This window comes from Streptomyces sp. NPDC033177 (genome assembly GCF_055577715.1).
In genome coordinates this window covers 310029-335480 of sequence record NZ_JBVIPS010000013.1, presented here as the reverse complement: position 1 = coordinate 335480, position 25452 = coordinate 310029, and the positions used below count along the sequence as shown (strand labels likewise).

The window sequence follows — 25452 nt, the reverse complement described above, 5'->3', positions numbered from 1 at the left end:
TTTCCGACTCTATCAGACTCTTTCGTGTCCGATTTCCTCGGCGCCTTTCCGGTTCCCGCTCCGGCCTTTCGGCTTTCGCGTTTCCCTTTCCGGCGGCTCCGACTTTATCAGAGATTCTGAGTCGGAATTCCCCCGCCCTCTTCGGTTCGCCCCGGGCACGTGAGTGCCGGGTGCTTCCCTCTGCGGCGGAGACGTAAACGTACTGGAGCGGGGCGCCCCGATGCAAATCGAGGCGCCCCGCTCCTAGTTCACGCAGTGCCGGGGTCAGACCTCGACGACGACGGGAAGGATCATCGGGCGTCGACGGTAGTTGTCCGAGACCCACTTGCCCAGCGTGCGGCGGATGAGTTGCTGCAGCTGGTGGGGCTCGACGACACCGTCCTGGGCCGACTTCTCGAGAACCTCCTGGACCCTCGGCATGACTGCCGAGAAGGCCGAGTCCTCGATGCCGGAGCCGCGGGCCTGGATGTGCGGGCCCCCGGTGATCTTGCCGGTGCTGGAGTCCACCACCACGAAGACCGAGATGATGCCCTCGTCCCCGAGGATCCTGCGGTCCTTCAGCGCGGGCTCGCCGACATCGCCCACCGAGAGGCCGTCGACGTACACGTAACCGGCCTGGACCTTGCCGACGATCTTCGCCTTGCCCTCGACGAGGTCGACGACGACGCCGTCCTCGGCGATCACGATGCGGTCGTGCGGGATGCCGGTGAGGGCGCCCAGCTCGGCGTTGGCACGCAGGTGGCGCCATTCGCCGTGTACGGGCATCAGGTTCTTGGGCTTGCAGATGTTGTAGAAGTACAGGAGCTCGCCGGCCGAGGCGTGGCCCGAGACGTGCACCTTCGCGTTGCCCTTGTGGACGACGTTCGCTCCCCAGCGGGTCAGGCCGTTGATCACGCGGTAGACCGCGTTCTCGTTGCCGGGGATGAGCGACGACGCCAGGATCACCGTGTCGCCCTGGACGATGCGGATCTGGTGGTCGCGGTTGGCCATCCGGGAGAGGGCGGCCATCGGTTCACCCTGCGAGCCCGTGCAGACGAGCACGACCTCGTGGTCCGGCAGGTCGTCGAGCGTCTTGACGTCGACCACCAGGCCCGGCGGGACCTTCAGGTAGCCGAGGTCCCTCGCGATGCCCATGTTGCGGACCATGGAGCGGCCGACGAAGGCGACCCTGCGGCCGTACTCGTGGGCGGCGTCCAGGATCTGCTGGATGCGGTGGACGTGGCTGGCGAAGCTCGCGACGATGATCCGCTTCTGGGCGCCGGCGAAGACACCCCGGATCACGTTCGAGATGTCGCGCTCCGGCGGGACGAAGCCCGGGACCTCGGCGTTCGTCGAGTCGGAGAGAAGGAGGTCGATGCCCTCCTCGCTCAGCCGTGCGAACGCGTGCAGGTCCGTGAGGCGGCCGTCCATCGGCAGCTGGTCCATCTTGAAGTCGCCGGTGGCGACCACCATGCCCGCGGGGGTGCGGACGGCGACGGCCAGGGCGTCCGGGATGGAGTGGTTGACCGCGACGAACTCGCAGTCGAACGGGCCCAGGCGCTCGCGGTCGCCCTCGACGACCTCCAGCGTGTACGGACGGATCCGGTGCTCCTGGAGCTTCGCCTCGATGAGCGCGAGCGTCAGCTTGGAGCCGATCAGCGGGATGTCCGGCTTCTCGCGCAGGAGATAGGGGACACCGCCGATGTGGTCCTCGTGGCCGTGCGTGAGCACGATGCCGTCGATGTCGTCGAGGCGGTCCCTGATGGACGTGAAGTCCGGCAGGATCAGGTCGATTCCGGGCTGCTCCTCCTCGGGGAAGAGCACTCCGCAGTCGACGATCAGCAGGCGACCGTTGTACTCGAATACGGTCATGTTGCGGCCGATCTCGCCGAGGCCGCCCAGCGGGGTGACCCGCAGGCCGCCCTTCGGGAGCTTCGGCGGGGCGCCGAGTTCAGGATGCGGATGACTCAAAAGACTCTCCTCACCACACGCGCCACGTACCTCCAGGGCACGTGGCGCGCATGACGTTCGTGCAGTAGCAGTTGTCTGTGTGTGCAGGACGGTGTCCCGCGGGGTTTCGCGTATTCAGTTGTGAAGTCTGTGTTTAGAGCTGTACCCCGCCTGCGGCGAGATCGATCTTGAGCTGGGCCGTTTCGTCGTGCGACAGCTCGACCAGGGGCAGGCGCAGCGGGCCCGCGGGGCGGCCCTGCAGGGTGAGCGCCGCCTTGGTGGTGATCACACCCTGCGTACGGAACATGCCCGTGAAGACCGGGAGCAGCTTCTGGTGGATCTCCGTGGCCTTCTGTACGTCACCCGTGGTGTACGCGTCGATCATCGCGCGCAGCTCCGGCGTGACCACATGGCTGACGACGGAGACGAAGCCGCAGGCGCCCACGGAGAGCAGCGGGAGGTTCAGCATGTCGTCGCCGGAGTACCAGGCGAGGCCGGAGCGGGCGATGGCCCAGCTGGCGCGGCCGAGGTCGCCCTTGGCGTCCTTGTTGGCGACGATCCGGGGGTGGTGGGCGAGGCGGACGATCGTCTCGGTGTTGATCGGTACGCCACTGCGGCCGGGGATGTCGTAGAGCATGACCGGCAGCTCGGTGCTGTCGGCGATCGCGGTGAAGTGCCGGAGGAGGCCCTCCTGCGGGGGCTTGTTGTAGTACGGCGTGACCGTCAGGAGGCCGGTGGCGCCGACACGCTCGGCGTCGCGGGCGAGCTCGATGCTGTGGCGGGTGTCGTTCGTGCCGACGCCCGCCACGACGTGGGCGCGGTCTCCGACTGCTTCCACCACGGCTCGTACGAGATCGGCTTTCTCCGCGTTGCTGGTGGTCGGGGACTCGCCTGTGGTGCCGTTGATGACGAGGCCGTCGTTGCCTGCGTCCACCAAGTGGGCGGCGAGCTGCTGCGCGCCGTCGAGGTCGAGTGCGCCGTCCGCCGTGAAGGGCGTGACCATAGCGGTGAGGACCCTGCCGAAGGGGGTCTGCGGAGTGGAGGTCGGAGCCATGGGTAACACGCTACTCGCTGCTCAGCGCGTGGTCCCCCCTCGGGGGATGTGTGCGGACCTGACAAGTGAGGAGCCCGGCACTGCCTGCTCGGGGGTTCAAGCAGTGCCGGGTCCGTTTGATCAGGCTAGATGAACTTCTCGAAATGCCGCAATACGGACACCTCACTCAGCCCACCCGTACATCAGTGCCTTACGGAGCCACACGTCCATTGGCGTTGAACGCCGCGTGCGTGAGGGGCATTAGCTTGGCCCACTGCTCCTCCATCTTCTCGCCGACCATCTCGATCTCCCGCTGCGGGAAGGACGGGACCTTGGCGAGTTCGTGCTGCGTGCGCAGGCCGAGGAAGTGCATCAGCGAACGGGCGTTGCACGTCGCGTACATCGACGAGAAGAGGCCGACCGGCAGGACCGCGCGGGCCACTTCGCGGGCCACACCGGCGGCGAGCATCTCCTGATACGCCTCGTACGCCTGGCGGTAGGAGTCCTCCATGACGCGGCCCGTGAGCTCCTGCTGGGCCTGGGTGCCCTCCACGAAGACGTACTTCCCGGGGCGGCCCTCCTGGACCAGCTTGCGGGACTCGTCAGGGACGTAGAACGTCGGCTGGAGCTCCCTGTAGCGGCCCGATTCCTCGTTGTACGACCAACCCACGCGGTGCCGCATGAACTCGCGGAAGACGAAGATCGGGGCGCTGATGAAGAACGTCATCGAGTTGTGCTCGAAGGGGCTGCCGTGGCGGTCCCGCATCAGGTAGTTGATCAGGCCCTTGGAGCGCTCGGGGTCCTTCTGGAGCTCCTCCAGGGACTGCTCACCGGCAGTGGAGACACGGGCGGCCCACAGGACGTCGGAGTCGGTGGCGGCATGCTTCACCAACTCGACGGTGACCTCGCTGCGGAAGCTGGGCTTGAGGTCTTCGGTGGGGGTCTCGCTCACTGGCGGGGTCCTTCCATGTGCATCACTCGGGCGGCGCCCACTCTATGGCCCGGCACTGACAATCGGCCGTTCGGTGGCCCGCCACGACAATCTTCGGCGAATTTGGCGAAACCGGGCACCAATTGGCCGTTTCGAGCGTCTGACTGGACAACAGAGTTAAGTTCGAGTCGCGTGAGGAGAAACGCACCCCATGTTCCGTCGGCGCGAGCCCGTCCCGTTCGCCTTCATCGCCGAAGCCGACAAGTTCCGCAGCAACGTCACTCCCCCACCCCGAGAGCGTGCCTCGGCCGCTCAGGTCGTGGGCCGCACCCTGGTCGGCCTGGTCGTGGTCGCCGGCCTCGCGGGTTCCCTGCTGTTCGGCATGCCCGCCCTGTCACCCGATCAGTCACCCGCGCAGAACCAGCAGTCAGAGGCCTCGGACGGTCGATGACGCCCTGACTCGCCCCACTGCCCTGAAAGCGTGGGAGGTACCCCGCTGGCCCCCCAGAGGTGGTAGGCGGGAGCAGGGCTCGGTAGCCTCACCGGGCACAGCCCGTGCGTGGATCGAGTGAGGATTCAGTCGTGCCCCTGCCCTTCCTGACGGCGGACCGCGCCTTTGACGAGTCAGCGGACGACGCCGCGTTGCCGTTCGACGACCGCGACCACTGGCGCCGGCCCTACCGGCCGGGCCCGTGGCGGGTGGGGGCGGCCGCGCTGCTCCTGCTGCTCGCCTCGTACGTCCTCGTCGCCGCCGTCATCATCGCGTTCGCGGACTCACTGGCGGGTGCCGCGATCTGCGCGGGGCTCGCCGTGGCCATCATCGTGAGCGCGCTGCGGCTGCTGCGGATGGGCACCTGGGTGAGCGCGCACGGGCTGCGTCGTGTGGCCTTCCTGACGACGCAGACCGTGCCGTGGGCGCAGGTCGTGACGGTGCGTACGACACAGCAGCCCGTGCGGTGGCTCGGGCTGCCCCGCACCGTGCAGGGGCAGGCACTCGTCCTCGTGCACCGGGATCAGCGGGCCGAGGGGCAGCAGCCGTTGCTCACCGACCGCAACGCCGACTTCCTGGCGCGGTACGAGGCGTTCAACCGGGCCGCCGACTCCATCGAGGTGTGGGCCGACGAGTACCGCCGTACCGCCTGATCCGAGGCGCTAGACGTTCACCGGCTTGCCCGCGTGCAGCGCGATCGCGCGCTGCATCGCCTGCCGCGCGCGCGGGGTGTCCCGGGCGTCGTGATAGGCGACGGCGAGGCGGAACCAGCAGCGCCAGTCGTCCGGCGCGTCCTCGGTCTCGGCCTTGCGCCTGGCGAAGACCTCGTCGGCCGAGTCGCGGTCGATGCGGCCGCCGGGCGTGCGCTTCAACTCGTCCACCGGCAGGCCGCCTTCGGCCTCCAGTTCGGCGGCGAGACGATTGGCGCGCTGGACGAACTGGGTGTTCTTCCAGAGGAACCAGACGCCGATGAACGGCAGGATGAGCACCGCGACACCGAAAGTGACGGTGAGCGCGGTGCCGTGCTGTATCAGGAGCACGCCGCGGCTGCCGACCAGGACGAAGTAGACGACCAGGACGGCAGCCGTGACGGCGTAAGTGATCTTTGCTCGCATGAGGGTCAGTTCAGCTCGGTTCGGCTCGGTTCGCTTCGGCCCGCGTCAGTTCAGGTCCAGGAAGTGTTCCAGGCCGAACGTCAGGCCCGGAGTGCTCACCACACGGCGTACGCCGAGCAGGATGCCCGGCATGAAGCTGCTGTGGTGCAGCGAGTCGTGCCGCACGGTGAGCGTCTCGCCCTCGCCGCCGAGCAGCACCTCCTGGTGGGCCAGGAGGCCGCGCAGGCGCACGGAGTGCACCGGCACGCCGTCGACGTCCGCGCCGCGGGCGCCGTCGAGCGCGGTCGTCGTGGCGTCGGGCTGCGGGGCGCTGCCCGCATTCCGACGCGCCTCGGCGATGAGCTGGGCGGTGCGCGTGGCGGTGCCGCTGGGGGCGTCGGCCTTGTTCGGGTGGTGCAGCTCGACGACCTCGACGGACTCGAAGTACGGCGCCGCGATCTGTCCGAACTTCATGGTGAGGACCGCGCCGATGGAGAAGTTCGGCGCGATCAGGACGCCCGTCTTCGGCGATGCGGCGAGCGCGCTCTCCAGCTGCGCGACGCGGTCGTCGGTCCAGCCCGTCGTACCGACCACGGCGTGGATCCCGTGCCGTACGCAGAAGTCCAGGTTGCCCATCACCGAGTCGGGGTTGGTCAGTTCGACCGCGACCTGGGCGCCGGTCTCCACCAGCGTGTCCAGCGAGTCGCCCCGGCCAAGCGCGGCGACCAGTTCCAGGTCGTCGGCGGCTTCGACGGCCCGGACGGCCTCGGAGCCGATCCGGCCCTTGGCTCCGATGACCGCCACGCGCAGCTTGCTCATGTGCCTGATTCCTTAAAGGGAGTGAGGAGACCGCTGAGGGCTTAGGAGACCGCTTCGTGCAGGCGGGCGGCCTGCTTGTCCTTGAGCGGGCCGATGGCCGACAGCGAGGGACGGTGGCCGAGGACCTCACGGGCGACCTCGCGGACGTCGTCCGGGGTGACCGCCGCGATCTTGGCCAGCATGTCGTCGACCGACATCTGCTCGCCCCAGCACAGCTCGCTCTTGCCGATGCGGTTCATCAGCGCGCCGGTGTCCTCGAGGCCGAGGACGGTGGAGCCCGCGAGCTGGCCGATCGCGCGGCCGACCTCGTCGTCGGTCAGGCCGTTCTGCGCGACCTGGTCGAGTTCGTCGCGGCAGATCTTCAGCACGTCGTGCACCTGGCTCGGGCGGCAGCCCGCGTACACGCCGAAGAGTCCGGTGTCGGCGAAGCCCGACGTGTACGAGTACACGCTGTAGGCCAGGCCGCGCTTCTCCCGGACCTCCTGGAAGAGGCGCGATGACATGCCGCCGCCGAGCGCGGTGTTCAGGACGCCCATGGCCCAGCGGCGCTCGTCGGTGCGGGCCAGGCCCGGCATGCCGAGGATGACGTGGGCCTGCTCGGTCTTGCGGTCGACGATCTCGACGCGGCCCGCCGTGCGCAGGCTGCGTGAGCCCTGGCGCGGGACGACCGGGATGGCGTCGGTGCGGCCCAGGGCGCCGGCCTTCTCGAAGGCGGCGCGGACCTGGCGTACGACCTTGTTGTGATCCACGTTGCCCGCGGCCGCGACCACGAGGTGGGTCGGGTCGTAGTGCTTCTTGTAGAAGCGGCGGATCCGCTCGGCGGTAAGGGCGTTGACCGTCTCCTCGGTGCCGAGGACGGGGCGGCCGAGAGGGGTGTCGCCGAGCATCGTGTGCGCGAACAGGTCGTGCACGCAGTCGCCCGGGTCGTCCTCGGTCATCGCGATCTCTTCGAGGATGACGCCGCGCTCGGCGTCGACGTCCTCCTGGAGGATCAGGGAGCCCGTCAGCATGTCGCAGACGACGTCGATGGCCAGCGGCAGGTCGGTGTCGAGCACGCGTGCGTAGTAGCACGTGTACTCCTTCGCCGTGAACGCGTTCATCTCGCCGCCGACCGCGTCGAGCGCGGCCGAGATGTCGAGGGCGCTGCGCTTCTTGGTGCCCTTGAAGAGCAGGTGCTCCAAGTAGTGCGTGGCGCCGTTCAGGGACGGTGTCTCGTCACGGGAACCGACGTTCGCCCAGATCCCGAAGGTCGCCGAGCGTACGGAGGGCAGGGTCTCGGTGACGACACGGAGGCCGCCCGGCAGCGTCGTACGGCGGACCGTGCCGATGCCGTCCTTGCCCTTGAGGAGGGTTTGGGTACGGGCGACGGCCCGCCCCTCCGAAGAGGGGCGGGCCGTCGTCGTGGTGCTACGCGACGTCACTTGTCGGTGTCGTCCTTCGAGTCGGCGGAGTTCTCGTCGCCCTCTTCGCCCTCGATGACGGGGATGAGGGAGAGCTTGCCGCGGGAGTCGATCTCGGCGATCTCGACCTGGACCTTCTGGCCCACGCCGACGACGTCCTCGACGTTCTCCACGCGCTTGCCACCGGCGAGCTTGCGGATCTGCGAGATGTGCAGCAGACCGTCCTTGCCCGGCATGAGCGAGACGAACGCGCCGAAGGTCGTCGTCTTCACGACGGTGCCCAGGTAGCGCTCGCCGACCTCCGGCATGGTCGGGTTGGCGATGCCGTTGATCGTGGCGCGGGCGGCCTCGGCTTGCGAGCCCTGCTGGGCACCGATGTAGATGGTGCCGTCGTCCTCGATCGTGATGTCGGCGCCGGTGTCCTCCTGGATCTGGTTGATCATCTTGCCCTTCGGGCCGATGACCTCACCGATCTTGTCCACCGGGATCTTGACCGTGATGATGCGCGGCGCGTTCGGGGACATCTCGTCCGGAACGTCGATCGCCTCGTTCATCACGTCGAGGATGTGCAGACGCGCGTCACGGGCCTGCTTCAGCGCGGCGGCCAGGACCGAGGCGGGGATGCCGTCGAGCTTGGTGTCGAGCTGGAGCGCGGTCACGAACTGCTTCGTGCCGGCGACCTTGAAGTCCATGTCGCCGAACGCGTCCTCCGCACCGAGGATGTCGGTGAGGGCGACGTAGTGCGTCTGGCCGTCGATCTCCTGGGAGATCAGACCCATGGCGATACCGGCGACGGCGGCCTTCAGCGGCACACCGGCGTTCAGCAGCGACATCGTCGAGGCGCAGACCGAGCCCATGGACGTCGAGCCGTTCGAACCGAGGGCCTCGGAGACCTGACGGATCGCGTACGGGAACTCTTCGCGCGTGGGGAGCACCGGCACGATCGCGCGCTCGGCGAGCGCGCCGTGGCCGATCTCGCGGCGCTTCGGCGAACCGACACGGCCGGTCTCGCCGACCGAGTACGGCGGGAAGTTGTAGTTGTGCATGTAGCGCTTGCGCGTCACCGGCGAAAGGGTGTCGAGCTGCTGCTCCATACGGAGCATGTTGAGGGTGGTGACGCCCAGGATCTGGGTCTCGCCACGCTCGAACAGCGCGGAGCCGTGCACGCGCGGGATGGCCTCGACCTCGGCGGCGAGCGTACGGATGTCCGTCAGGCCACGGCCGTCGATGCGGACCTTGTCCTTGATGACGCGCTCGCGGACCAGCTTCTTGGTCAGCGCGCGGTACGCACCGGAGATCTCCTTCTCGCGGCCCTCGAACTGCGGGAGCAGCTTCTCGCCGGCGATCTCCTTGATGCGGTCCAGCTCCGCCTCGCGCTCCTGCTTGCCGGCGATGGTCAGGGCCTGGGAGAGCTCCGACTTCACGGCGGCCGTCAGGGCCTCGAGGACGTCGTCCTGGTAGTCCAGGAAGACCGGGAACTCGCCGGTGGGCTTGGCGGCCTTGGCGGCGAGGTCCGACTGGGCCTTGCAGAGCGCCTTGATGAAGGGCTTCGCGGCTTCCAGACCGGCGGCGACGACCTCTTCGGTCGGGGCCTCGGCGCCGTCCTTCACCAGCTGGATGGTCTTCTCGGTGGCCTCGGCCTCGACCATCATGATCGCGACGTCGCCGTCCTCGAGGACGCGACCGGCGACGACCATGTCGAAGACGGCGTCCTCGAGCTCGGTGTGCGTCGGGAAGGCGACCCACTGGCCCTTGATGAGCGCCACACGCGTGCCGCCGATCGGGCCCGAGAAGGGCAGGCCGGCCAGCTGCGTGGAGCAGGAGGCGGCGTTGATCGCAACCACGTCGTACAGGTGGTCGGGGTTGAGCGCCATGATCGTCTCGACGATCTGGATCTCGTTGCGCAGGCCCTTCTTGAAAGAAGGACGCAGCGGGCGGTCGATCAGGCGGCAGGTCAGGATCGCGTCCTCGGAGGGGCGACCCTCACGACGGAAGAACGAACCGGGGATCTTGCCGGCGGCGTACTGCCGCTCCTCGACGTCCACCGTGAGGGGGAAGAAGTCGAGCTGGTCCTTGGGCCGCTTGGAAGCGGTGGTGGCCGACAGCACCATGGTGTCGTCGTCCAGGTACGCGACGGCGGAGCCTGCGGCCTGCTTGGCCAGGCGGCCCGTCTCGAAGCGGATGGTGCGGGTGCCGAAAGTGCCGTTGTCGATAACAGCCTCGGCGTAGTGGGTCTCGTTCTCCACTGTTCTCCTACGTGTCTACGTTTCGTCTTCTCGCCCCTGGGCCCGTGTGGCCCGGGAGCGGCGCCCCATGCGTCCTTCGTGGACAGGGACTGTGCGGAGAAACGCGCCGTGTGTGCGGGCCGGTCTTCGATCGAAGCTCCCGGGGGTTTCGCCCGGGGGCCACTACCGAAGATCGGCGGCGGCTGGTGCGCCTCTCCTTCGTGAGGTCCTGCTGGGTGTCCCCGGGGCGCTGGACCATGGTGATCCCTACCCGCGGGGACGTGCTTATGTCACCAGACTACAAAGCGTCGGTGACAACGCGCACGTACAGCAAAGGGAGCGGCCCCCTCTTGCGTGGGAACCGCCCCCTTCACGATGTCTTACTTCGCGCCCGCCGCACCGCGACGGATGCCCAGACGGTCCACCAGCGCACGGAAGCGCTTGATGTCCTTCTTGGCCAGGTACTGCAGCAGACGGCGACGCTGACCGACCAGGATCAGCAGACCACGACGGGAGTGGTGGTCGTGCTTGTGGGTCTTGAGGTGCTCGGTCAGGTCCGAGATGCGGCGGGAGAGCATGGCGACCTGGACCTCGGGGGAGCCGGTGTCGCCCTCCTTCTGGCCGAACTCGGTCATGATCTGCTTCTTCGTAGCGGCGTCGAGCGACACGCTTACTCCTCGTAGTCTTTTCGTGGCCACCGAGTGCCCCTGGTCTACATCGCAGGGGAGCTTCCATGACTCGGGAGGCGAGGTCCGCTGGGCGCTGCCTCCAGGTCCTCGGTCGGAGTCTCGAAGAGTCTCGACCTCGGGGGTCCGGGGGCGCGTACACATACGGCCGCTACACAGGGTACCAGTCGACGTGGGTCAGCTGGTCATGGCTCGTGCTGCCGCGTAGACGTCGAAGACGGCCAGGGTCAGCGGGACCAGCGTCAGCAGGACGAAGCCCTCCGCGATTTCCGTGAAACGGCCCCAGAAGGGGGTGGCCCCTCCTCGGCGCGACGTGATCAAGCCTATGGCCGTGACCAGTGCGGAGGCCGCCGCGATCGCGGCGACGAGCCACAGCGTCCGGACATTGAGAGCCGCGTTGTCGCCGTGCAGGGCATCACGCATCAGCGCGTACGGCGGATTGATGCACAGACCGAGTCCGAGCAGCACCAAGGCTCCGAGGCCGGCTGCCAGCGTGGCCGCGACCTGTGCCGTGTATCGGAAGAGCTGGGCGCGCATCAGCATCGCGATGCCGGTGGCGAGGGCCAGCAGCTGGCCCCATACATCGTCGGAGAAGCCGAGTACCGCCGCTGACCCCACGGAGACCAGAGCGCAGCCGCCCACCAGGCCGACGAGCAGTTCGTGACCGCGGCGGGCCTGGGCGGCGATCCGCTCGGTGTCGATCGGCTCCTGCGGCTCCGGCTCCGCGTCGTACTCGTAGCGCGCGGCGTGCGGCGACTCGAACCCGATGGGGAGTCGCGCGAACCGCATGGAGAGACCCGGCAGGAACGCGAGCGCCCCCACGGCCAGGGGCGCGCACAGTGCCGCGGTCTCGATCGGCTCCAGGTTTCGAAGCGTCGCGAGGAACACCGTGAGCAGACCGACGGAGGAGGCGACGACGACGGCGACGAACGGGCCGTCCCCGCGCGGTGACACCAGGGTGAGGATCACCGAGGCGACGAGCACGGCCGCGCAGGCAAGCAGGAACTGGAGCCTGCCGATGCCCTGGTGCTCGGTCAGGGGCAACAGTCCGGAGCCTGCCACCGCCACGTTCGGCAGGGCGCCGAGGCCGAGCGCGATGGCCGAGGCACGGTCGTCGTAAACGCGCGCACGCACGCAGGCGAGAGTGACAAGCAGCAAGCCTGCGACCGCGGCCAGGATCCCCGGGAGGCTGTGCATGTCGTGGCGGGGCTCCGCGGTCCAGGCCACGAAGGCGATGAGCGCCGACAGGACGGCGCCGCCGACAAGCCCGGCCACCCGCGTCAGGCCGCCGTTCCACAGAGTGCGGTCACGCGTCACCGCGGAGGCGATGGCCTCGGAGACGTCGTCGAAGACAGCGGGAGGCAGCGATTCCGAGAATGGACGCAGGGTGAGGAGTTCGCCGTCGAGGATGCGCTGCGCCGAAAAGGAACGTGCGCTGTCGAGCACGGCGCCGTCGCGGCGTACGAGGTGGTAGCCGACAGGGGCGCCTTCGGCGGGGCTCTGCCGGGAGAGGCGCAGGATCTCCGGGTAGATGTCGGCGACCGGGATGTCGTCGGGCAGCGCCACGTCGATCCGGCTGTCGGGCGCGACGATGGTGACGCGGCAGAAGCCGAATCCGGTGCCGCTCCCAGAAGGAGTCCCCGGGGGCGTTCCCTGGCCGGGCCGACCCGTTCCGGTGGCCGTCGCGGAGGCCGTCATGCTCACCTTGCTGCTCCCCCTCAATGCTGATGGTCCTGATGGCGATGTCATCAGTGGTGCTGACGCAGCGTGCGCGGCAGTGGTGCTGACGCCGCCAGGTCGGTGCGTCCGCCGACTGTGCCGCATCGCACGGTGCGTCGTGGCGCAATCAAGTCCGGCTGGCCGGTTCTTGGCGGCGGCCCTCACCACTTACCGCTAAATGCGCTGATTCATCGACCGGTTGACCGGATGCGTCTTCGGCCGGATTAGCAGGTGCTCACGCGCACATCGGCACCCTACCGCCGACTGGTCACCACCTGTATCAGTAGGATCACACAGCGGCCTGCGTCCGCCTGAAACGGGGCGGCGGACGGAACACCTCGGCCCTGTCAGGGAATTGGTGCGTAGTGAGCCACATCGTCGTGAAGCGCCCACCTCGGGCTCTGCCGTCCCACGTGCCCACCGAGGAGATCGTGCTGCAGCCTCCGCCCGAGCTGCCGCGTGGGCAGCAGGAGGGCGCGATGATGCAGCTCCTTCCCATGCTGGGCATGGGCGGCTCCGTGGTGTTCTTCTTCATGCCCAGTTCGCATCCGTTCATGAAGATCATGGGCATGGTGATGGTCGCCTCTACGGTGGCCATGTCCGTCGCCATGCTGATCCGCTACCGGCGTGGGACGCAGGGCGAATTGGCCACCATTCGGCGCGACTACCTGCGGTACCTCAAGCAGACTCGGCGGCAGGCCCTGGACACCGCCAAGTCCCAGCGTGACGCCCAGTACTACCTCCACCCCTCCCCCGAGCAGTTGTGGGCCCTGGTCGCCGAGGGCAGCCGTGTCTGGGAACGCCGCGCGGGGGACGAGGACTTCGGGCAGGTCCGCGTCGGGCTCGGTCCGCAGGCACTCGCCACGCCTCTCGTGCCGCCGCAGACCGCTCCGGTGGACGAATTGGAGCCGCTCACCGCGGGCGCGATGCAGCGCTTCCTCGCCGCGCACAGCACGCTGGAGGATCTGCCGATGGCGGTCTCCCTGCGGGCCTTCTACCACGTGACGGTCAGCGGAGACCCGGGCACGGTGCGGGCGGCGGCCCGAGCGCTGACCGGCTCTCTCGCTTCACTGCACTCCCCCCAGGACCTGGTCATCGCGGTCGCGGCGGGGCGCGACGCCGCTCCGGAGTGGGAGTGGTCCAAGTGGCTTCCGCACTGTCAGACGCAGGGCAGCGCGGACGGTGCGGGCAGCCGCCGATTGATCACCGACGACCCGGTGGAGCTCGAGGCAATGCTCTCCGCCCGGCTGCAGGGCCGCCCCCGTTTCCACCCCGGTGGGACTCATCTGCCGGATGAGCCGCACATCGTCGTCGTACTCGATGGCCTGTCGCTGCCTCCCATGTCGGTCCTCGCCTCCCCCGAGGGGCTGCAAGGCGTGACGGTCCTGGAGGTCGTGCCGGGGGAACTGAACAGCGGGCGGGGTGGGTTGTCCCTCGTCGTGCAGCCGAGGTCACTGCGCATCGAATCCGGGCACGGCCTGGTCTACGAGGGCAAACCCGACCTCCTCTCGTACGAGGGCGCGGAGGCGCTGGCCCGGCAGCTGGCCCCACTGCGGGTGGCATCGGGCGGTGACGACGACGAGCCGCTCCTCGCCAACCTCGAGTTCACGGATCTGCTGAGCCTGGGTGACGCGAACTCGGTCGACACGGCCCGGACGTGGCGCCCGCGCGCTCAGGCGGAGCGGCTGCGCGTGCCGATCGGTGTCGGCGAGGACGGCCGCCCCGTGATGCTGGACCTCAAGGAGGCGGCGCAGGAGGGCATGGGTCCGCACGGTCTGTGCGTGGGAGCCACCGGTTCCGGCAAGTCGGAGCTGCTGCGCACGCTGGTTCTCGGCCTCGCCGTCACCCACTCCTCCGAGAGCCTGAACTTCGTCCTCGCCGACTTCAAGGGCGGTGCGACCTTCGCGGGCATGGCACAGATGCCGCATGTCGCGGCTGTGATCACGAACCTGGCGGACGATCTGACGCTGGTCGACCGCATGGGCGACTCCATCCGCGGCGAGCTCAACCGGCGTCAGGAGCTGCTGCGCGACACGGGCAACTACGCCAACATCCACGACTACGAGAAGGCGCGCGCGGCGGGCGCCCCGCTCCAGCCGATCCCTTCCCTGGTCCTCGTCATCGACGAGTTCAGCGAACTCCTCACCTCCAAGCCGGACTTCATCGAGATGTTCGTGCAGATCGGCCGTATCGGCCGATCGCTCGGCGTGCATCTGCTCCTCGCGTCGCAGCGCCTGGAGGAGGGCCGATTGCGCGGCCTGGAGACCTACCTCTCGTACCGCGTCGGTCTGCGGACGTTCTCCGCGGCCGAGTCGCGCGCCGCGCTCGGGGTCCCGGACGCGTACCAGTTGCCGAACGTGCCCGGCTCCGGCTATCTGAAGTACGGCACCGACGAGATGGTCCGCTTCAAGGCGGCGTACGTCTCCGGGGTGTACCGCTCGGGTTCGCAGCAGGCCGCGGCGCTGGGCGGGCCGCGTCCGGTGGACCGCCGTCCGGTGCTGTTCACGGCGGCCGAGGTTCCCGTGCGCTACGCCGCTCCGGCACCGGTGCCGGAACCTCGCACGCAGTCGGCGACGGACCCGGACGACGCGCTGGCCGACACCGTCCTCGACGTCATCGTGCGCCGCCTGGAGGCACAGGGCCCGGCGGCCCACCAGGTGTGGCTGCCGCCGTTGGACAGCCCTCCCTCCCTGGACCAGCTGCTTCCGGGGCTGGCGGCCGTGCCGGGGCGCGGGCTCACGCAGCCCGGTTACGAGGGGGCGGGCCGGCTCGTCGTCCCCGTCGGCCTGGTCGACAAGCCGTACGAGCAGCGCCGTGACGCACTGTGGTGCGACTTCTCGGGCGCGGCCGGCCACATGCAGATCGTCGGCGGCCCGCAGTCCGGAAAGTCGACCTTGCTGCGCTCACTGATGGCTTCCTTCGCCCTCACCCACACTCCGTACGAGGTGCAGCTCTACGGACTGGACTTCGGCGGCGGCGGAATGTCGTCCGTTGCCGGGCTTCCCCATGTGGGCGGCGTCGCCTCACGTCTCGATCCCGAGCGGGTGCGGCGCACGGTCTCCGAGGTGTACGGCGTGATGACGCGTCGCGAGGAGTACTTCCGTACGTCCGGCATCCCGTCGATCGCCGACTTCCGGTCGCGAAGGGCTCGCGGTGACATCTCGGTCACCGACCAGCCATGGGGCGACGTCTTCCTGATCATCGACGGGTGGGGCAACTTCCGCTCGGAGTACGAGGGCTTGGAGCCCGCGGTCCTGGACATCGCGGCCCGCGGCCTCGGCTACGGCGTCCACCTGATCCTCACCGCGTCGAGGTCGATGGAGGTCCGCGCGAACCTCAAGGACCACCTCATGAACCGCCTCGAGCTGCGCCTCGGCGACACGATGGATTCCGAGTTCGACCGCAAGGTGGCGGCGAATGTCCCCTCCGGCGTGCCCGGCCGGGGCCAGTCCCCGCAGAAGCAGCACTTCATGGCGGCGGTCCCGCGCATCGACGGTCTGACGTCCGACACGGACCTAGCTGATGCCACGTCCATCCTGACCGCCGAGGTGACCCGCCACTGGACGGGGCCCGGCGCGCCGGACGTCCGTCTGCTGCCGCGGGAGCTGCCCTCCGAGCAACTCCCACCGGGCAACGTGTTCCCGAACCGGGGTGTGTCCTTCGCCCTAGACGAGACCAACCTCGAACCGGTCTTCGTGGACTTCGAGCAGGACCCGTTCTTCCTCGTCTTCGGGGAGAGCGAATCGGGCAAGTCCAACCTGCTGCGCCTGCTGATCACCCGCCTCACGGAGCGCTACAGCGGCGACGACTGCAAACTCTTCGTGGTCGACAACCGCCGCTCTCTCCTCGACGCGACCCCGGCCTCGCACCTGGCGGAGTACATCCCCATGTCCAACGCCATGGAGCACCACATGACGGCCCTGGCCGACCTGATGAACCGCCGCACGCCCACCGCCGACGTCACCGCCCAGCAGCTCCGCGACCGCAGCTGGTGGCGGGGCCCGACCGTGTACGTGATCGTCGACGACTACGACCTGGTGTCCAACTCCAGCGGCAACCCGCTGGGCCAGCTCACCGAGTTGCTCCCGTTCGCCCGCGATGTGGGCGTCCGCTTCATCATCGCGCGCTCCACGGCGGGCGCGGGGCGGGCAGCGTACGAACCCTTCATGCAGCGGATGAAGGAGTTGGGCGCGCAGGGTGTGGTGCTCGCCGGTGATCCGGGCGAGGGCGACATCCTCGGCGGGGTGCGGCCGCGGCCGATGCCGGTGGGTCGGGGGACTTTCGTCTCGCGGCGGCGGGGGAAGCCATTGGTGCAGACGGGCTTGGTGGCCGGGGAGTACTGAGTGTCGCTCTCGATCCAGACCGCATGAGGATGTCAACCATGATCGACAACAGGGACGAGAGTCCACCGGAGCAGGAACGACGGTCCCGTCTCGCGGACCTGGCGGACATGACCGTGCCAGCACCGGCCGTGCCCCATGCGGGGGACGACAGTATCCGGATGCGCCGGGAATTCGCCGCCCTGCTCGGCGAGTTCCGACGCACCGCCGTCATGTTGCCGCTGGGTGGGGACGCGTGCCCGCTCACCGCTGACTTCAGTGGCGTTCGGTGGATCTACGCCTTCTCGGACGAGGCGGCGCTGGCCCGGTTCGCGGTCATGCGAGGGGAAGGGGCTCGCGAGTGGGAGTACCAACGCCTGCTGGGTGCCCGACTGCTGGACGGCGTGATCCCGGCGTTGGGCGTGCCGTGCGGCGTGGCCCTGGACGTAGGAAGCGAGGGCGACCAGGTACTGCTTCCGCCGGTGATGGGGATCGTCCCCGCCGCGGTCGCGGTCGACGCGGACGGACACGGGGCGGACAGACACCGGGTGGGCAATCACGGGGAGGCTGGACAGTGAGTGACGACGAACCCGATCTGAGAACGGGTGGCCTGGACCTCATCGCGCAAGGGATCAACCTGACCCTGGACGAGCTCAGAGAACTCGGACCGATCGGCGCGGCGAGCGCAGGTCGCGGATTTGAGGACATCGCTCTGACGGGTCTTGAGCTGGGCCACGGTGGGCTGACGTCTGCCTTCGAGTCGTTCTGCGAGCGCTGGGAGTGGGGGGTGCGGTCCCTGGTCTTCGAAGGGAGCACCTTCGCGCAGGGCGTGGGCCTTTCGGCCGGGACGATGTACGAGACCGAGCAGTACGTGGGCGGATCACTCAAGGTCTTGGCGAACTCGCTCGGCGGTAATCCATACGCGACCGAGGACGAGGTCACCAAGATGGGCTGGGGTGAGCTGGCCGGGAACCACGCCTTCGCCGACCCGGATTACAGCAAGGAATCGTTCGAGACGGCGGGTGACAACATCAAGCAGGGTTACCAGGACGCCGGTCGGGATGCGCTGACCTCGGACATGCTCGGTCCCGGGGTCCCCCAGCGAGCCGCCGGGATGAGCGATGAGCAGTACGAGGCGTTCCTGGACGAGACCTTCGGCCCCTCGCCCGAGGAGCGTGCCCAGGCTGACGCTCAGCAGGGCACTCAGCAGCGTGGAGACGCGGGCTGATGGGCATAGGTGATGTCGTCAACTCGGGTCTGGGAAAGCTGGAGGACGGCTGGGACACGACGAAGGAGGCTGTCGGAGAGGGTGTCGAGTGGGGTTCCGACAAGCTCGCTGACGGTCTCGACCACATCGGCGCGGACCGTGCCGCGGACATCGTTCAGATCATCGGTGGCGGCGCCGCCTCCAAGCTGGGCGCGGAGGTCGACGAACGGCAGCTCGGCGAAACTGATCTGGCCAGTCAGCTCATACACGGCAACCCCGAAACGATCCGAACGAGCGCGAAGCACCTGAAGGATTTCGGCAAGGCCTTCGACAAGGTCGGCCAGGGCATGCGCAGGCTGGACTCCTCCCGCTGGAAGGGTGAGGCGGCCAGGACCTTCCGCGAGAAGTTCGCCGTGCACCCGGTCAAGTGGCTGCATGCGGCGGACGCCTGCGGAAGTGCCGGTGAAGCCCTGGAGAAGTACGCGGACACGGTCAAGTGGGCACAGGGCCGGGCACAGGACGCGATCGACCTGCACAAGAAGAGCATCCAAGCATCCGAGTCAGCCGTGGAGGCGTACAACAAACGGGTCGATGCCTACAACGCCGCGATCAAGGCCGACAAGGATCCGGGTCCACAACCGGAGCCGTTCAAGGACCCGGGCAAGGCCGACCTCGAACTCGCCCGCGAGATCCTCGCCGAGGCCCGTCGTCAGCGCAACGAGGCGGGCCAGTCGGCCGAGTCCACGGTCAAGGCCGCCCTGGCACATGCTCCGGCCGAACCGCCGCCGCTGGACCGGCTGCAGTCCAACTACGTAGACGGTTTCAAGACGGTCAACACGGAACTCCAGCACGTCATGGGCGGCGCGCTCAAAGGGACAGGAGGGCTGATCAATTTCGTGCGAGGCCTGTCCCCGATGGACCCGTACAACATCACCCACCCCGCTGCCTATGTGCAGAACGTGAACATGACGCTGGCCGGGCTCGCGTCCACGGCAACGCATCCCGACCGTGCGGTGAAGGACGCGTACGAGACTTTCAAGAAGGACCCCTCGGAGTTCGGGGGCAGGATGTTGCCGGAGATAGTCGGGAGCAAGGGCGCCGGGCTGGTCGGCGGAGGGGTCCGGTCCGGAGTCAGGCACGCAGCGAAGGAAGCGGCGGAATCGGGCGGACGGCGCGGGGCGCGTGAGGCCGCAGGCAAGGACGCTGCCGGGAGCTCCCGCCCCGAGGGCAGCGTGGTGAACAAGGGCACGGACCCGATCGACCTCGCCACCGGCAAGATGTACCTGCCGCAGACCGACGTGACGCTGCCCGGAGCCCTGCCTCTGCTCTTCAAGCGCAGAGTGGAGTCCGGCTACAAGCTGGGGCACTGGTTCGGCCCCTCCTGGTCGTCGACGGTCGACCAGCGCCTCGAGATCGACGTCGAGGGCGTCGTCTTCGTCACCGAGGACGGCCTGCTGCTCGCCTACCCGCACCCCGCGCCCGGCCTGCCGACCATGCCGAGCCACGGCCCGCGGTGGCCACTGGCCCGCGAGGACGACGGCTACACGATCACCGATCCGGCCACCTTGCGAAAGTGGCACTTCGCCGACCGGAGCGAGGGTCTGGCGGTCCTGGAGCAGATCGACGACCGCAACGGCAACTGGCTGACGTTCGAGTACGACGTCGAAGGCGCACCGCGGTCGTTGGTGCACAGCGGCGGCTACCACCTGAAGCTCACCACCGAAGGCGGTCGCGTCAGCGCCCTGCACCTGGCGGGCGCGGCCGCTGACGGGACCGACCAGGAGCTGGTCCGCTACCGGTACACCGACGGCCACTTGACCGAGGTTATGAACTCCTCCGGTCTCCCTCTCCGTTTCGCGTACGACGACTCGGGCCGGGTCACGTCGTGGACCGACACCAACGACCGCAGCTACACCTACACGTACGACGATCGGGACAGGTGCCTCGCCGAGGGCGGCTCCGAAGGTCACATGAGCCTGCGCCTCACCTATGACACGACGGACCCCGAGACCGGCCTCCGGGTAACGACGACAACCACCGGCGAGGGCCACACCCGTCGCTTCCTGATCAATGACGCCTGGCAGGTGATCGCCGACGTCGACCCGCTCGGCGCGGTCACCCGCTACGAACGCGACCGGTACAACCGGCTGCTTTCCCGCACCGACCCATTGGGCCGCACCACGACCCTCAGCTACGACACGGCAGGCAATCTCCTCGCCGCCGTGCGCCCGGACGGCCGCGATACGAAGGCCGAGTACAACGAACTCGGGCAGCCCGTAAAGGTGGTGAACCCGGACGGCACGACCTCGCGCCAGACCTACGACGAGCGCGGCAACCGCACGGCGGTGACCAGTCCTTCGGGCCAGACGACGCACTTCACGTACGACGAGGCGGGCCGTCTCGTCGCGGTTACGGACCCGCTCGGCAACACAACGACCGTTCGGTGCAATGCGGCCGGGCTCCCTCTTGAGATCGCCGACCCTCTCGGCTCAGTGACCCACTACGAGCGTGACGCCTTCGGCAGACCCGTCACGATCACGGACGCGATGGGCGCCACGACACGCCTGGAATGGACCGTCGAGGGACAGCTGGCCCAGCGTACGGCGGCGGACGGAGCCGTCGAGTCATGGACGTACGACGGCGAGGGGAACTGCACCACCCACACCGATGCGATGGGTGGCGTCTCCCGCTACGAGTACACCCACTTCGACGTACTGTCCGCACGCACGGGCCCGGACGGGGTGCGCTACGAGTTCACCCATGACCAGGAGCTGCGCCTCATCGAGGTGGCCAACCCACAAGGTCTGACGTGGAATTACGCGTACGACCCGGCCGGCCGCCTGATGTCGGAGACGGACTTCGACGACCGCACGCTCACCTATGTGCACGACAGCGCCGGACAGCTGACCTCCCGTACGAACGCGGCTGGACAGACGATCTCCTTCGAGCGCAACACTCTCGGCCAGGTCATACGCAAGGACGCAGACGGCCAGGTCACGACGTTCGTTCACGACCTGACCGACCAGCTCGCCCAGGCCACGGGCCCAGACAGCACGCTCGTGCTGCTGCGCGACCGCTACGGCAGGCTGAGATCCGAGACGGTCAACGACCGCAAGATCACGTACACCTACGACGATCTGGGCCGCCGCACCGGCCGCACGACGCCGTCGGGGGCCACGAGCGCGTGGACGTACGACGGTGCAGGCCGCCGCACCCAACTGACGACGTCGGGCCGCACCATCGACTTCGCGTACGACGCGGCAGGCCGCGAACTCGCCCGTCATATCGGCGAATCCATCACGCTGGACAACACGTTCGACGAACTGGGCCGCCTCACAGGTCAATCAGTCACGGCAACGGGCGGCCGATCGATCCAGCATCGCGCCTACTCCTACCGCGCCGACGGCAACCTCATCGCCATCGACGACCAGCTGTCCGGTGAGCGTCGCTTCGACCTGGACGGGGCCGGCCGGGTCACGGCGGTCCACGCGGCGAACTGGACGGAGACGTACGCCTACGACGCGGCGGGCAACCAGACGGAGGCGGAGTGGCCTGCCGGGCATCCGGGGCAGGAGGCGACGGGGCAACGGGAGTACACCGGTACGCGGATCACACGCGCCGGCGGCGTCCGCTACGAGCACGATGCTCTTGGCCGCATCACCCTACGCCAGAAGACTCGCCTGTCCCGGAAGCCGGATACGTGGCGCTACTCGTGGGACGCGGAGGATCGCCTGACGTCGGTGGTCACTTCGGACGGCACGCGCTGGCGCTACACGTACGACCCACTGGGCCGCCGCACGGCCAAGCTCCGCTTGGCGTCCGATGGGGAGACGGTCGTAGAGCGGGTGGACTTCACCTGGGACGGCACGACGCTCTGCGAACAGAGCACTACAGGTGAGGGGTTGCAGCACCCAGTCACTCTTACGTGGGACCACCAGGGCCTGCACCCGGTAGCGCAAACGGAGCGCATCACTGCGGCCGATGCACCACAACAGGAGATCGATTCCCGCTTCTTCGCCATCGTCACCGACCTGATCGGCACACCGAGCGAACTGGTCGACGAACAGGGCGAGATCGCGTGGCGGACGCGCAGCACGCTGTGGGGTACGACTGCTTGGCAGGCGGGGAGTACCTCTTATACGCCACTTCGTTTTCCGGGGCAGTACTTTGATCCGGAGACGGGGCTGCATTACAACTACTTCCGGCACTATGACCCGGAAACGGCCCGCTATCTGACGGCAGATCCTCTTGGCCTTCGACCAGCACCCAACCCCAACGCGTATGTCCAAAATCCTCACTCTTGGGCGGACCCGCTAGGTCTCGCCCCTGAGTACCCGAAGGCCGACCCTGTGGCTCAAGAGATAGCCCGACATGCAAATGAGGAGGCGATCCGCCCGGACGGGAAGGGGAGCCACTACGTCAGTGGCGTTGACACCAAAGGCCTGGAATTTTATGTGGACGGAGTAATAAACGGCAACACCCCTAACGTCGAGGTCCGTTATGACCTAAGGCACGGGCGGATAGGATACTGGGACCCCGATAAGCGGGCGGTTGTGATTGAAAATGGAGACGGCGGGACCGTCTTCACTCCAATCGGCGGCAAGGCCTGGTTCGACACCGTCCTAGAATGAGCGCGAGAGAAGAGATAATGACTGAAGCATCACTGAGTCGAGATACATTCAAATCGCTATTTCAGATCGCACACCAGGTGCTCGAGTTGCCAGAAGCTCGATTGCAAGAACTCGGGTACACTTCTTCAGATGTGTCCATTCTGATTGACACAGTGACGAGGGTTCGACTGGCCATCGATCGAGTAACGACGGTGCGCTTCGCCGTCGACAGAGATCTTAAACCCTCTGACACCCCTGTCGTTACAGAAATCGATTCGAGGGGAAGCATTAGCGTCAACCTTTCAGAGAACACCAGTACAGCCTGGCTTGATTTGCTGAAATTCACCACCACTTCAGCGATGAGCCCTCGCGAGATATTCCTCCGAACCGGGTACCAACAAGAAGAGCTAATTGAGGTGGTATCGACCTTCTCTCGTCTCGTGAATACCTGAAGGCGGGGACGGAGCACCGGCATCTGACCAAGCGCGACGTCCAGGCCAGTCCGTTGCCGAGCGAGCGTCGCAAGGCCCAAGTAGGCTGAGCCAACCGTCCATTGGCACGTCAGGAAGGGGCCACTTCGTCATGGCCGAGGCAGAGGACCAGGAGCCGGAGCAGGACATCAAGGCGCGCAAGGAGCGGGAGAAGAACCAGCTCTACGCCCTCGACATCTCCGACGTCGACTGGCACAGCGCGCCCGGTACCGAGGCACACGAGGAGCGCGTCGAGATCGCGTACCTCCCCCAGGGTGCCGTCGCCATGCGGTCATCCATCGAACCGGGCACCGTCCTGCGGTACACCGAGGCGGAGTGGCGCGCGTTCGTACTTGGGGCACGAGACGGAGAGTTCGACCTGGAGCCTTCGCCGCGTAATGGCGGGGCGGGGACGGCGGAGTAGCGGGGGCCACAGCTCACGGGTGCCCCCCTCGCGTACTCACGCCGCGCCCAGCGGAGACCAACAGCCGTTCAAGTCATTGGCGTTGCTGCACGTTGAAATCTGAAGGGAACAGGATGTCGTTCGGGCCAGCATCGGCGGCTTTCTGCTCTCCGTTGCCCCCAACGGGCCCCACCTGGACCGCGCCCACCGAAGTTGAGCAGTCACTGTTCGACGCCAAGGCGCGGGGCGACTGGGCAGCCTGTTACGACGTCCTTGCCCGTACGCGGCTGTATTTCGAGGTCTCCCGGGACAGGATGGACGCCGACCCAGAGGGCACCTACCCCCGCTACCGACGTGACACCACCACATCCGCCAGGTGGTGGGAAGTCTTCACTCACGGAATGCTGCCCGCCCCAGTGCCGGACATCGTGTACGGGGAGGCACGCCTGCGCTGGTTCGCGCGCGCCTGGACCCCGAGTAGTCCCCCGACCATCGTGATCAACCCTGGCAGTCCTTGCGAACTCGCGCTTCCTCACGGTCCCGCGCACTCCACCGAGTGGTCCCGGCACTCCGAGCGCGTGGGGATCGTTCCCCTATCAACGCGGCTATGTACGCTGCGCGTCGGAGGCTCGCTGCACGGCCCTGTCGCTCACGGACTGGCATGTGGCGCCCTGCTCTGTGTCAGCAACGGCTCTCTCTGGAACGCTATGGCCTGGCACGGCAGCGGCTACGACGGTGAGCGCAAGCGGCTGCGGGAATGGTGGGGCATCACCACTCGGGAGCAATGGCTGCACCACCTGCACCGGCTCCTGTCCTGCGAAGCCTCCAGCCCTGTCTGGGAGTTCGTACTAGGGCTGCGGCGTGCACTGGCCCGCGACTTCGGAGGCCACGTCGACGCCGGCTACTGGCGCCAGGCGGCCGCACGCGTACTGCGGGGCCCGCGATCCGAAAGCGGGGTGGCGATCAGCCCGGCCGACGCCACCGCAACCGATCCGCAACCCACGGCTGAGACCGAAGCGCAAGTGGCCGGTGTACAGCGACTCATCGGGCGCATCACCCGTTATGAGGCTCGTATGCGCGCCGACGGAATACTCGAGGATAACCGATACGTCACATCCGTCGACGCGTGGGACCTCGGCCGCGCGTCAAAAATGGCCCGCTGGGGGCTCGGTGCCCGCTTCTGCACCCTTCAAGAGGCCGAAGCTGCCATCCTTCAGGCAGGGCAGAATTCAGCCCGCTCGCACCGCTCCTGGCAAGACTTCTCCGCGGGCTACATCCTCGGCCGCTGTCTGCACTTTGACGACGAAGAGTTCGGGGACTGGTACGGGGAGATGCTCAACGCGCATAAGATTCTGATGTCGGATCCAGGTAGCCCGTGGCTTAACATCCCGTTCCGGTAGAGCAACCAAGAGAGCGAACCGGCTCGGTGTTCGCGGTAGCCGATACGGGGGAGATGGCTGCGCCTGCAACGGCGACGGCACCGCTGGCCGGGCCCGTCGGCTCGGCATCTCCCACATCGCTGACCCGATCACGGGGCTGACCTCACATCAAGAGCGCCCTACCGGGCTCCCAAGCGGAGAGGCGCTGACTCGATGGCGATCGTGCACCAAACCTGCTCCTCGTCGAAACCGGCGCTGCACCAGCCCCACCGGCGCGAGAGCGCTTCGGCCAGGTGAAGCCCGCGGCCCCGCGCGCTGAGCGGATTCCCGTCACCCGCCGACTCAGCCCGCTCTGAGAGACGGCCCTACCACAACAGAACGAGGTGGACACCTCCCGCGCGTGTCCACCCCAACGTTCCGCGCCACTCCTCAGTCTCACTGGAAGTAGCTGGCACCCTTCAGGTCGCCGCCCCGATAGTCACCGCCGGCCTGGCCGACCTTCTGACCGATGTCCACGAGGGCCCGGTGAATCGCCTCGACGTTGTTGTCCCACTCCTTCTGCTTCAGGATGTACGCCCTGTGAGCCTCTCCCTCCCAGCCCTCGGCCACCTTCGCCACCGCCCGCTTGATGTCCGCGAGGTCGGCCTCCAACTGCTTGGCCTGAATGCCGAGTTCGGTTGTGATGGCGTCAAGGCCGCCGTACTTTACGGCGAGCTCGTCCAAGTGAACGTTTGCCAT

19 protein-coding genes are annotated in these 25452 nt (G+C 67.8%); 9 read left to right on the top strand and 10 right to left on the bottom strand.

What is annotated here, in order from left to right; translation table 11 throughout:
- Positions 1 to 264: 264 nt before the first annotated feature.
- The 3 genes from ACZ5U5_RS37980 to thyX all read right to left on the bottom strand — a co-directional run bounded on the left by ACZ5U5_RS37980 (position 265) and on the right by thyX (position 3914).
- Positions 265 to 1950, bottom strand: coding sequence for a ribonuclease J (locus ACZ5U5_RS37980; protein ID WP_363212652.1), 1686 nt, complete (start codon positions 1948 to 1950; stop codon positions 265 to 267).
- 133 nt (positions 1951 to 2083) lie between these two features.
- The gene (gene dapA / locus ACZ5U5_RS37975) at positions 2084 to 2983 is read right to left on the bottom strand and encodes a 4-hydroxy-tetrahydrodipicolinate synthase (RefSeq protein ID WP_365829143.1); all 900 of its coding nucleotides are present in this window, start codon (positions 2981 to 2983) and stop codon (positions 2084 to 2086) included.
- Positions 2984 to 3173: 190 nt separating this feature from the next.
- Positions 3174 to 3914: an FAD-dependent thymidylate synthase gene (gene thyX / locus ACZ5U5_RS37970; protein WP_363310590.1), complete on the bottom strand. Its 741-nt coding sequence runs from the start codon at positions 3912 to 3914 to the stop codon at positions 3174 to 3176.
- Between the two features lie 190 nt (positions 3915 to 4104).
- On the opposite strand from thyX, the gene ACZ5U5_RS37965 reads away from it, so the two are divergent.
- Positions 4105 to 4344 carry a hypothetical protein gene (locus tag ACZ5U5_RS37965; protein WP_160507559.1) on the top strand — a complete coding sequence of 80 codons (240 nt, stop codon included), beginning with the start codon at positions 4105 to 4107 and terminating at the stop codon, positions 4342 to 4344.
- A 131-nt stretch (positions 4345 to 4475) separates the two neighbouring features.
- Positions 4476 to 5036, top strand: coding sequence for a hypothetical protein (locus ACZ5U5_RS37960; RefSeq protein ID WP_469031003.1), 561 nt, complete (start codon positions 4476 to 4478; stop codon positions 5034 to 5036).
- A gap of 9 nt (positions 5037 to 5045) precedes the next feature.
- Here the strand turns inward: ACZ5U5_RS37960 and ACZ5U5_RS37955 are convergent, their stop codons facing one another.
- The 6 genes from ACZ5U5_RS37955 to eccD form a co-directional block, all read right to left on the bottom strand.
- Positions 5046 to 5498 carry a hypothetical protein gene (locus tag ACZ5U5_RS37955; protein ID WP_469031002.1) on the bottom strand — a complete coding sequence of 151 codons (453 nt, stop codon included), beginning with the start codon at positions 5496 to 5498 and terminating at the stop codon, positions 5046 to 5048.
- Positions 5499 to 5543: 45 nt separating this feature from the next.
- Positions 5544 to 6296, bottom strand: coding sequence for a 4-hydroxy-tetrahydrodipicolinate reductase (gene dapB, locus ACZ5U5_RS37950; protein ID WP_469031000.1), 753 nt, complete (start codon positions 6294 to 6296; stop codon positions 5544 to 5546).
- Between the two features lie 41 nt (positions 6297 to 6337).
- Positions 6338 to 7717, bottom strand: a complete 1380-nt coding sequence (locus ACZ5U5_RS37945) for a M16 family metallopeptidase (RefSeq protein WP_469030999.1) — start codon at positions 7715 to 7717, stop codon at positions 6338 to 6340.
- Positions 7714 to 9942: a polyribonucleotide nucleotidyltransferase gene (locus ACZ5U5_RS37940; protein WP_469030998.1), complete on the bottom strand. Its 2229-nt coding sequence runs from the start codon at positions 9940 to 9942 to the stop codon at positions 7714 to 7716. Before ACZ5U5_RS37940 ends, ACZ5U5_RS37945 begins: the two co-directional genes overlap by 4 nt.
- Positions 9943 to 10301: 359 nt before the next feature.
- Positions 10302 to 10589 (bottom strand): 30S ribosomal protein S15, encoded by a 288-nt coding sequence (gene rpsO, locus ACZ5U5_RS37935; protein WP_160507553.1) that lies wholly within the window; start codon positions 10587 to 10589, stop codon positions 10302 to 10304.
- Positions 10590 to 10784: 195 nt separating this feature from the next.
- Positions 10785 to 12305 carry a type VII secretion integral membrane protein EccD gene (eccD, locus tag ACZ5U5_RS37930; RefSeq protein WP_469031034.1) on the bottom strand — a complete coding sequence of 507 codons (1521 nt, stop codon included), beginning with the start codon at positions 12303 to 12305 and terminating at the stop codon, positions 10785 to 10787.
- A 386-nt stretch (positions 12306 to 12691) separates the two neighbouring features.
- Here eccD and eccCa point away from each other — a divergent pair, with 386 nt between their 5' ends.
- The 7 genes from eccCa to ACZ5U5_RS37895 all read left to right on the top strand — a co-directional run bounded on the left by eccCa (position 12692) and on the right by ACZ5U5_RS37895 (position 24735).
- A complete protein-coding gene (gene eccCa, locus ACZ5U5_RS37925) occupies positions 12692 to 16669 on the top strand; it encodes a type VII secretion protein EccCa (protein WP_469030996.1) in 3978 nt (1325 codons plus the stop codon).
- A gap of 38 nt (positions 16670 to 16707) precedes the next feature.
- Positions 16708 to 17223 carry a hypothetical protein gene (locus ACZ5U5_RS37920; protein WP_469030995.1) on the top strand — a complete coding sequence of 172 codons (516 nt, stop codon included), beginning with the start codon at positions 16708 to 16710 and terminating at the stop codon, positions 17221 to 17223.
- Complete coding sequence (locus tag ACZ5U5_RS37915; protein ID WP_469030993.1) at positions 17220 to 17873, top strand: hypothetical protein; 654 nt, start codon at positions 17220 to 17222, stop codon at positions 17871 to 17873. The genes ACZ5U5_RS37920 and ACZ5U5_RS37915 overlap by 4 nt, the downstream gene beginning before the upstream one ends.
- Complete coding sequence (locus ACZ5U5_RS37910) at positions 17873 to 22483, top strand: putative T7SS-secreted protein (protein WP_469030992.1); 4611 nt, start codon at positions 17873 to 17875, stop codon at positions 22481 to 22483. Before ACZ5U5_RS37915 ends, ACZ5U5_RS37910 begins: the two co-directional genes overlap by 1 nt.
- Complete coding sequence (locus ACZ5U5_RS37905; RefSeq protein WP_469030990.1) at positions 22480 to 22914, top strand: hypothetical protein; 435 nt, start codon at positions 22480 to 22482, stop codon at positions 22912 to 22914. Before ACZ5U5_RS37910 ends, ACZ5U5_RS37905 begins: the two co-directional genes overlap by 4 nt.
- A gap of 130 nt (positions 22915 to 23044) precedes the next feature.
- Entirely contained in the window at positions 23045 to 23356 is a 312-nt protein-coding gene (locus tag ACZ5U5_RS37900) for a DUF397 domain-containing protein (RefSeq protein ID WP_469030989.1), read from the top strand.
- 686 nt (positions 23357 to 24042) lie between these two features.
- Complete coding sequence (locus ACZ5U5_RS37895) at positions 24043 to 24735, top strand: DUF1266 domain-containing protein (RefSeq protein WP_469030987.1); 693 nt, start codon at positions 24043 to 24045, stop codon at positions 24733 to 24735.
- A 414-nt stretch (positions 24736 to 25149) separates the two neighbouring features.
- On the opposite strand, the gene ACZ5U5_RS37890 is transcribed toward ACZ5U5_RS37895, so the two are convergent.
- Positions 25150 to 25452, bottom strand: coding sequence for a WXG100 family type VII secretion target (locus tag ACZ5U5_RS37890; protein ID WP_469030986.1), 303 nt, complete (start codon positions 25450 to 25452; stop codon positions 25150 to 25152).

Excerpts from the sequence above, each read along its gene's own strand:
- dapA (WP_365829143.1), bottom strand. The coding sequence starts at position 2,983 with ATGGCTCCGACCTCCACTCCGCAGACCCCCTTCGGCAGGGTCCTCACC.
- ACZ5U5_RS37965 (WP_160507559.1), top strand. The coding sequence starts at position 4,105 with ATGTTCCGTCGGCGCGAGCCCGTCCCGTTCGCCTTCATCGCCGAAGCC.
- ACZ5U5_RS37955 (WP_469031002.1), bottom strand. The coding sequence starts at position 5,498 with ATGCGAGCAAAGATCACTTACGCCGTCACGGCTGCCGTCCTGGTCGTC.
- dapB (WP_469031000.1), bottom strand. The coding sequence starts at position 6,296 with ATGAGCAAGCTGCGCGTGGCGGTCATCGGAGCCAAGGGCCGGATCGGC.
- eccD (WP_469031034.1), bottom strand. The coding sequence starts at position 12,305 with ATGACGGCCTCCGCGACGGCCACCGGAACGGGTCGGCCCGGCCAGGGA.
- ACZ5U5_RS37920 (WP_469030995.1), top strand. The coding sequence starts at position 16,708 with ATGATCGACAACAGGGACGAGAGTCCACCGGAGCAGGAACGACGGTCC.
- ACZ5U5_RS37910 (WP_469030992.1), top strand. The coding sequence starts at position 17,873 with ATGGGCATAGGTGATGTCGTCAACTCGGGTCTGGGAAAGCTGGAGGAC.
- ACZ5U5_RS37905 (WP_469030990.1), top strand. The coding sequence starts at position 22,480 with ATGAGCGCGAGAGAAGAGATAATGACTGAAGCATCACTGAGTCGAGAT.
- ACZ5U5_RS37900 (WP_469030989.1), top strand. The coding sequence starts at position 23,045 with ATGGCCGAGGCAGAGGACCAGGAGCCGGAGCAGGACATCAAGGCGCGC.
- ACZ5U5_RS37895 (WP_469030987.1), top strand. The coding sequence starts at position 24,043 with ATGGCCTGGCACGGCAGCGGCTACGACGGTGAGCGCAAGCGGCTGCGG.
- ACZ5U5_RS37890 (WP_469030986.1), bottom strand. The coding sequence starts at position 25,452 with ATGGCAAACGTTCACTTGGACGAGCTCGCCGTAAAGTACGGCGGCCTT.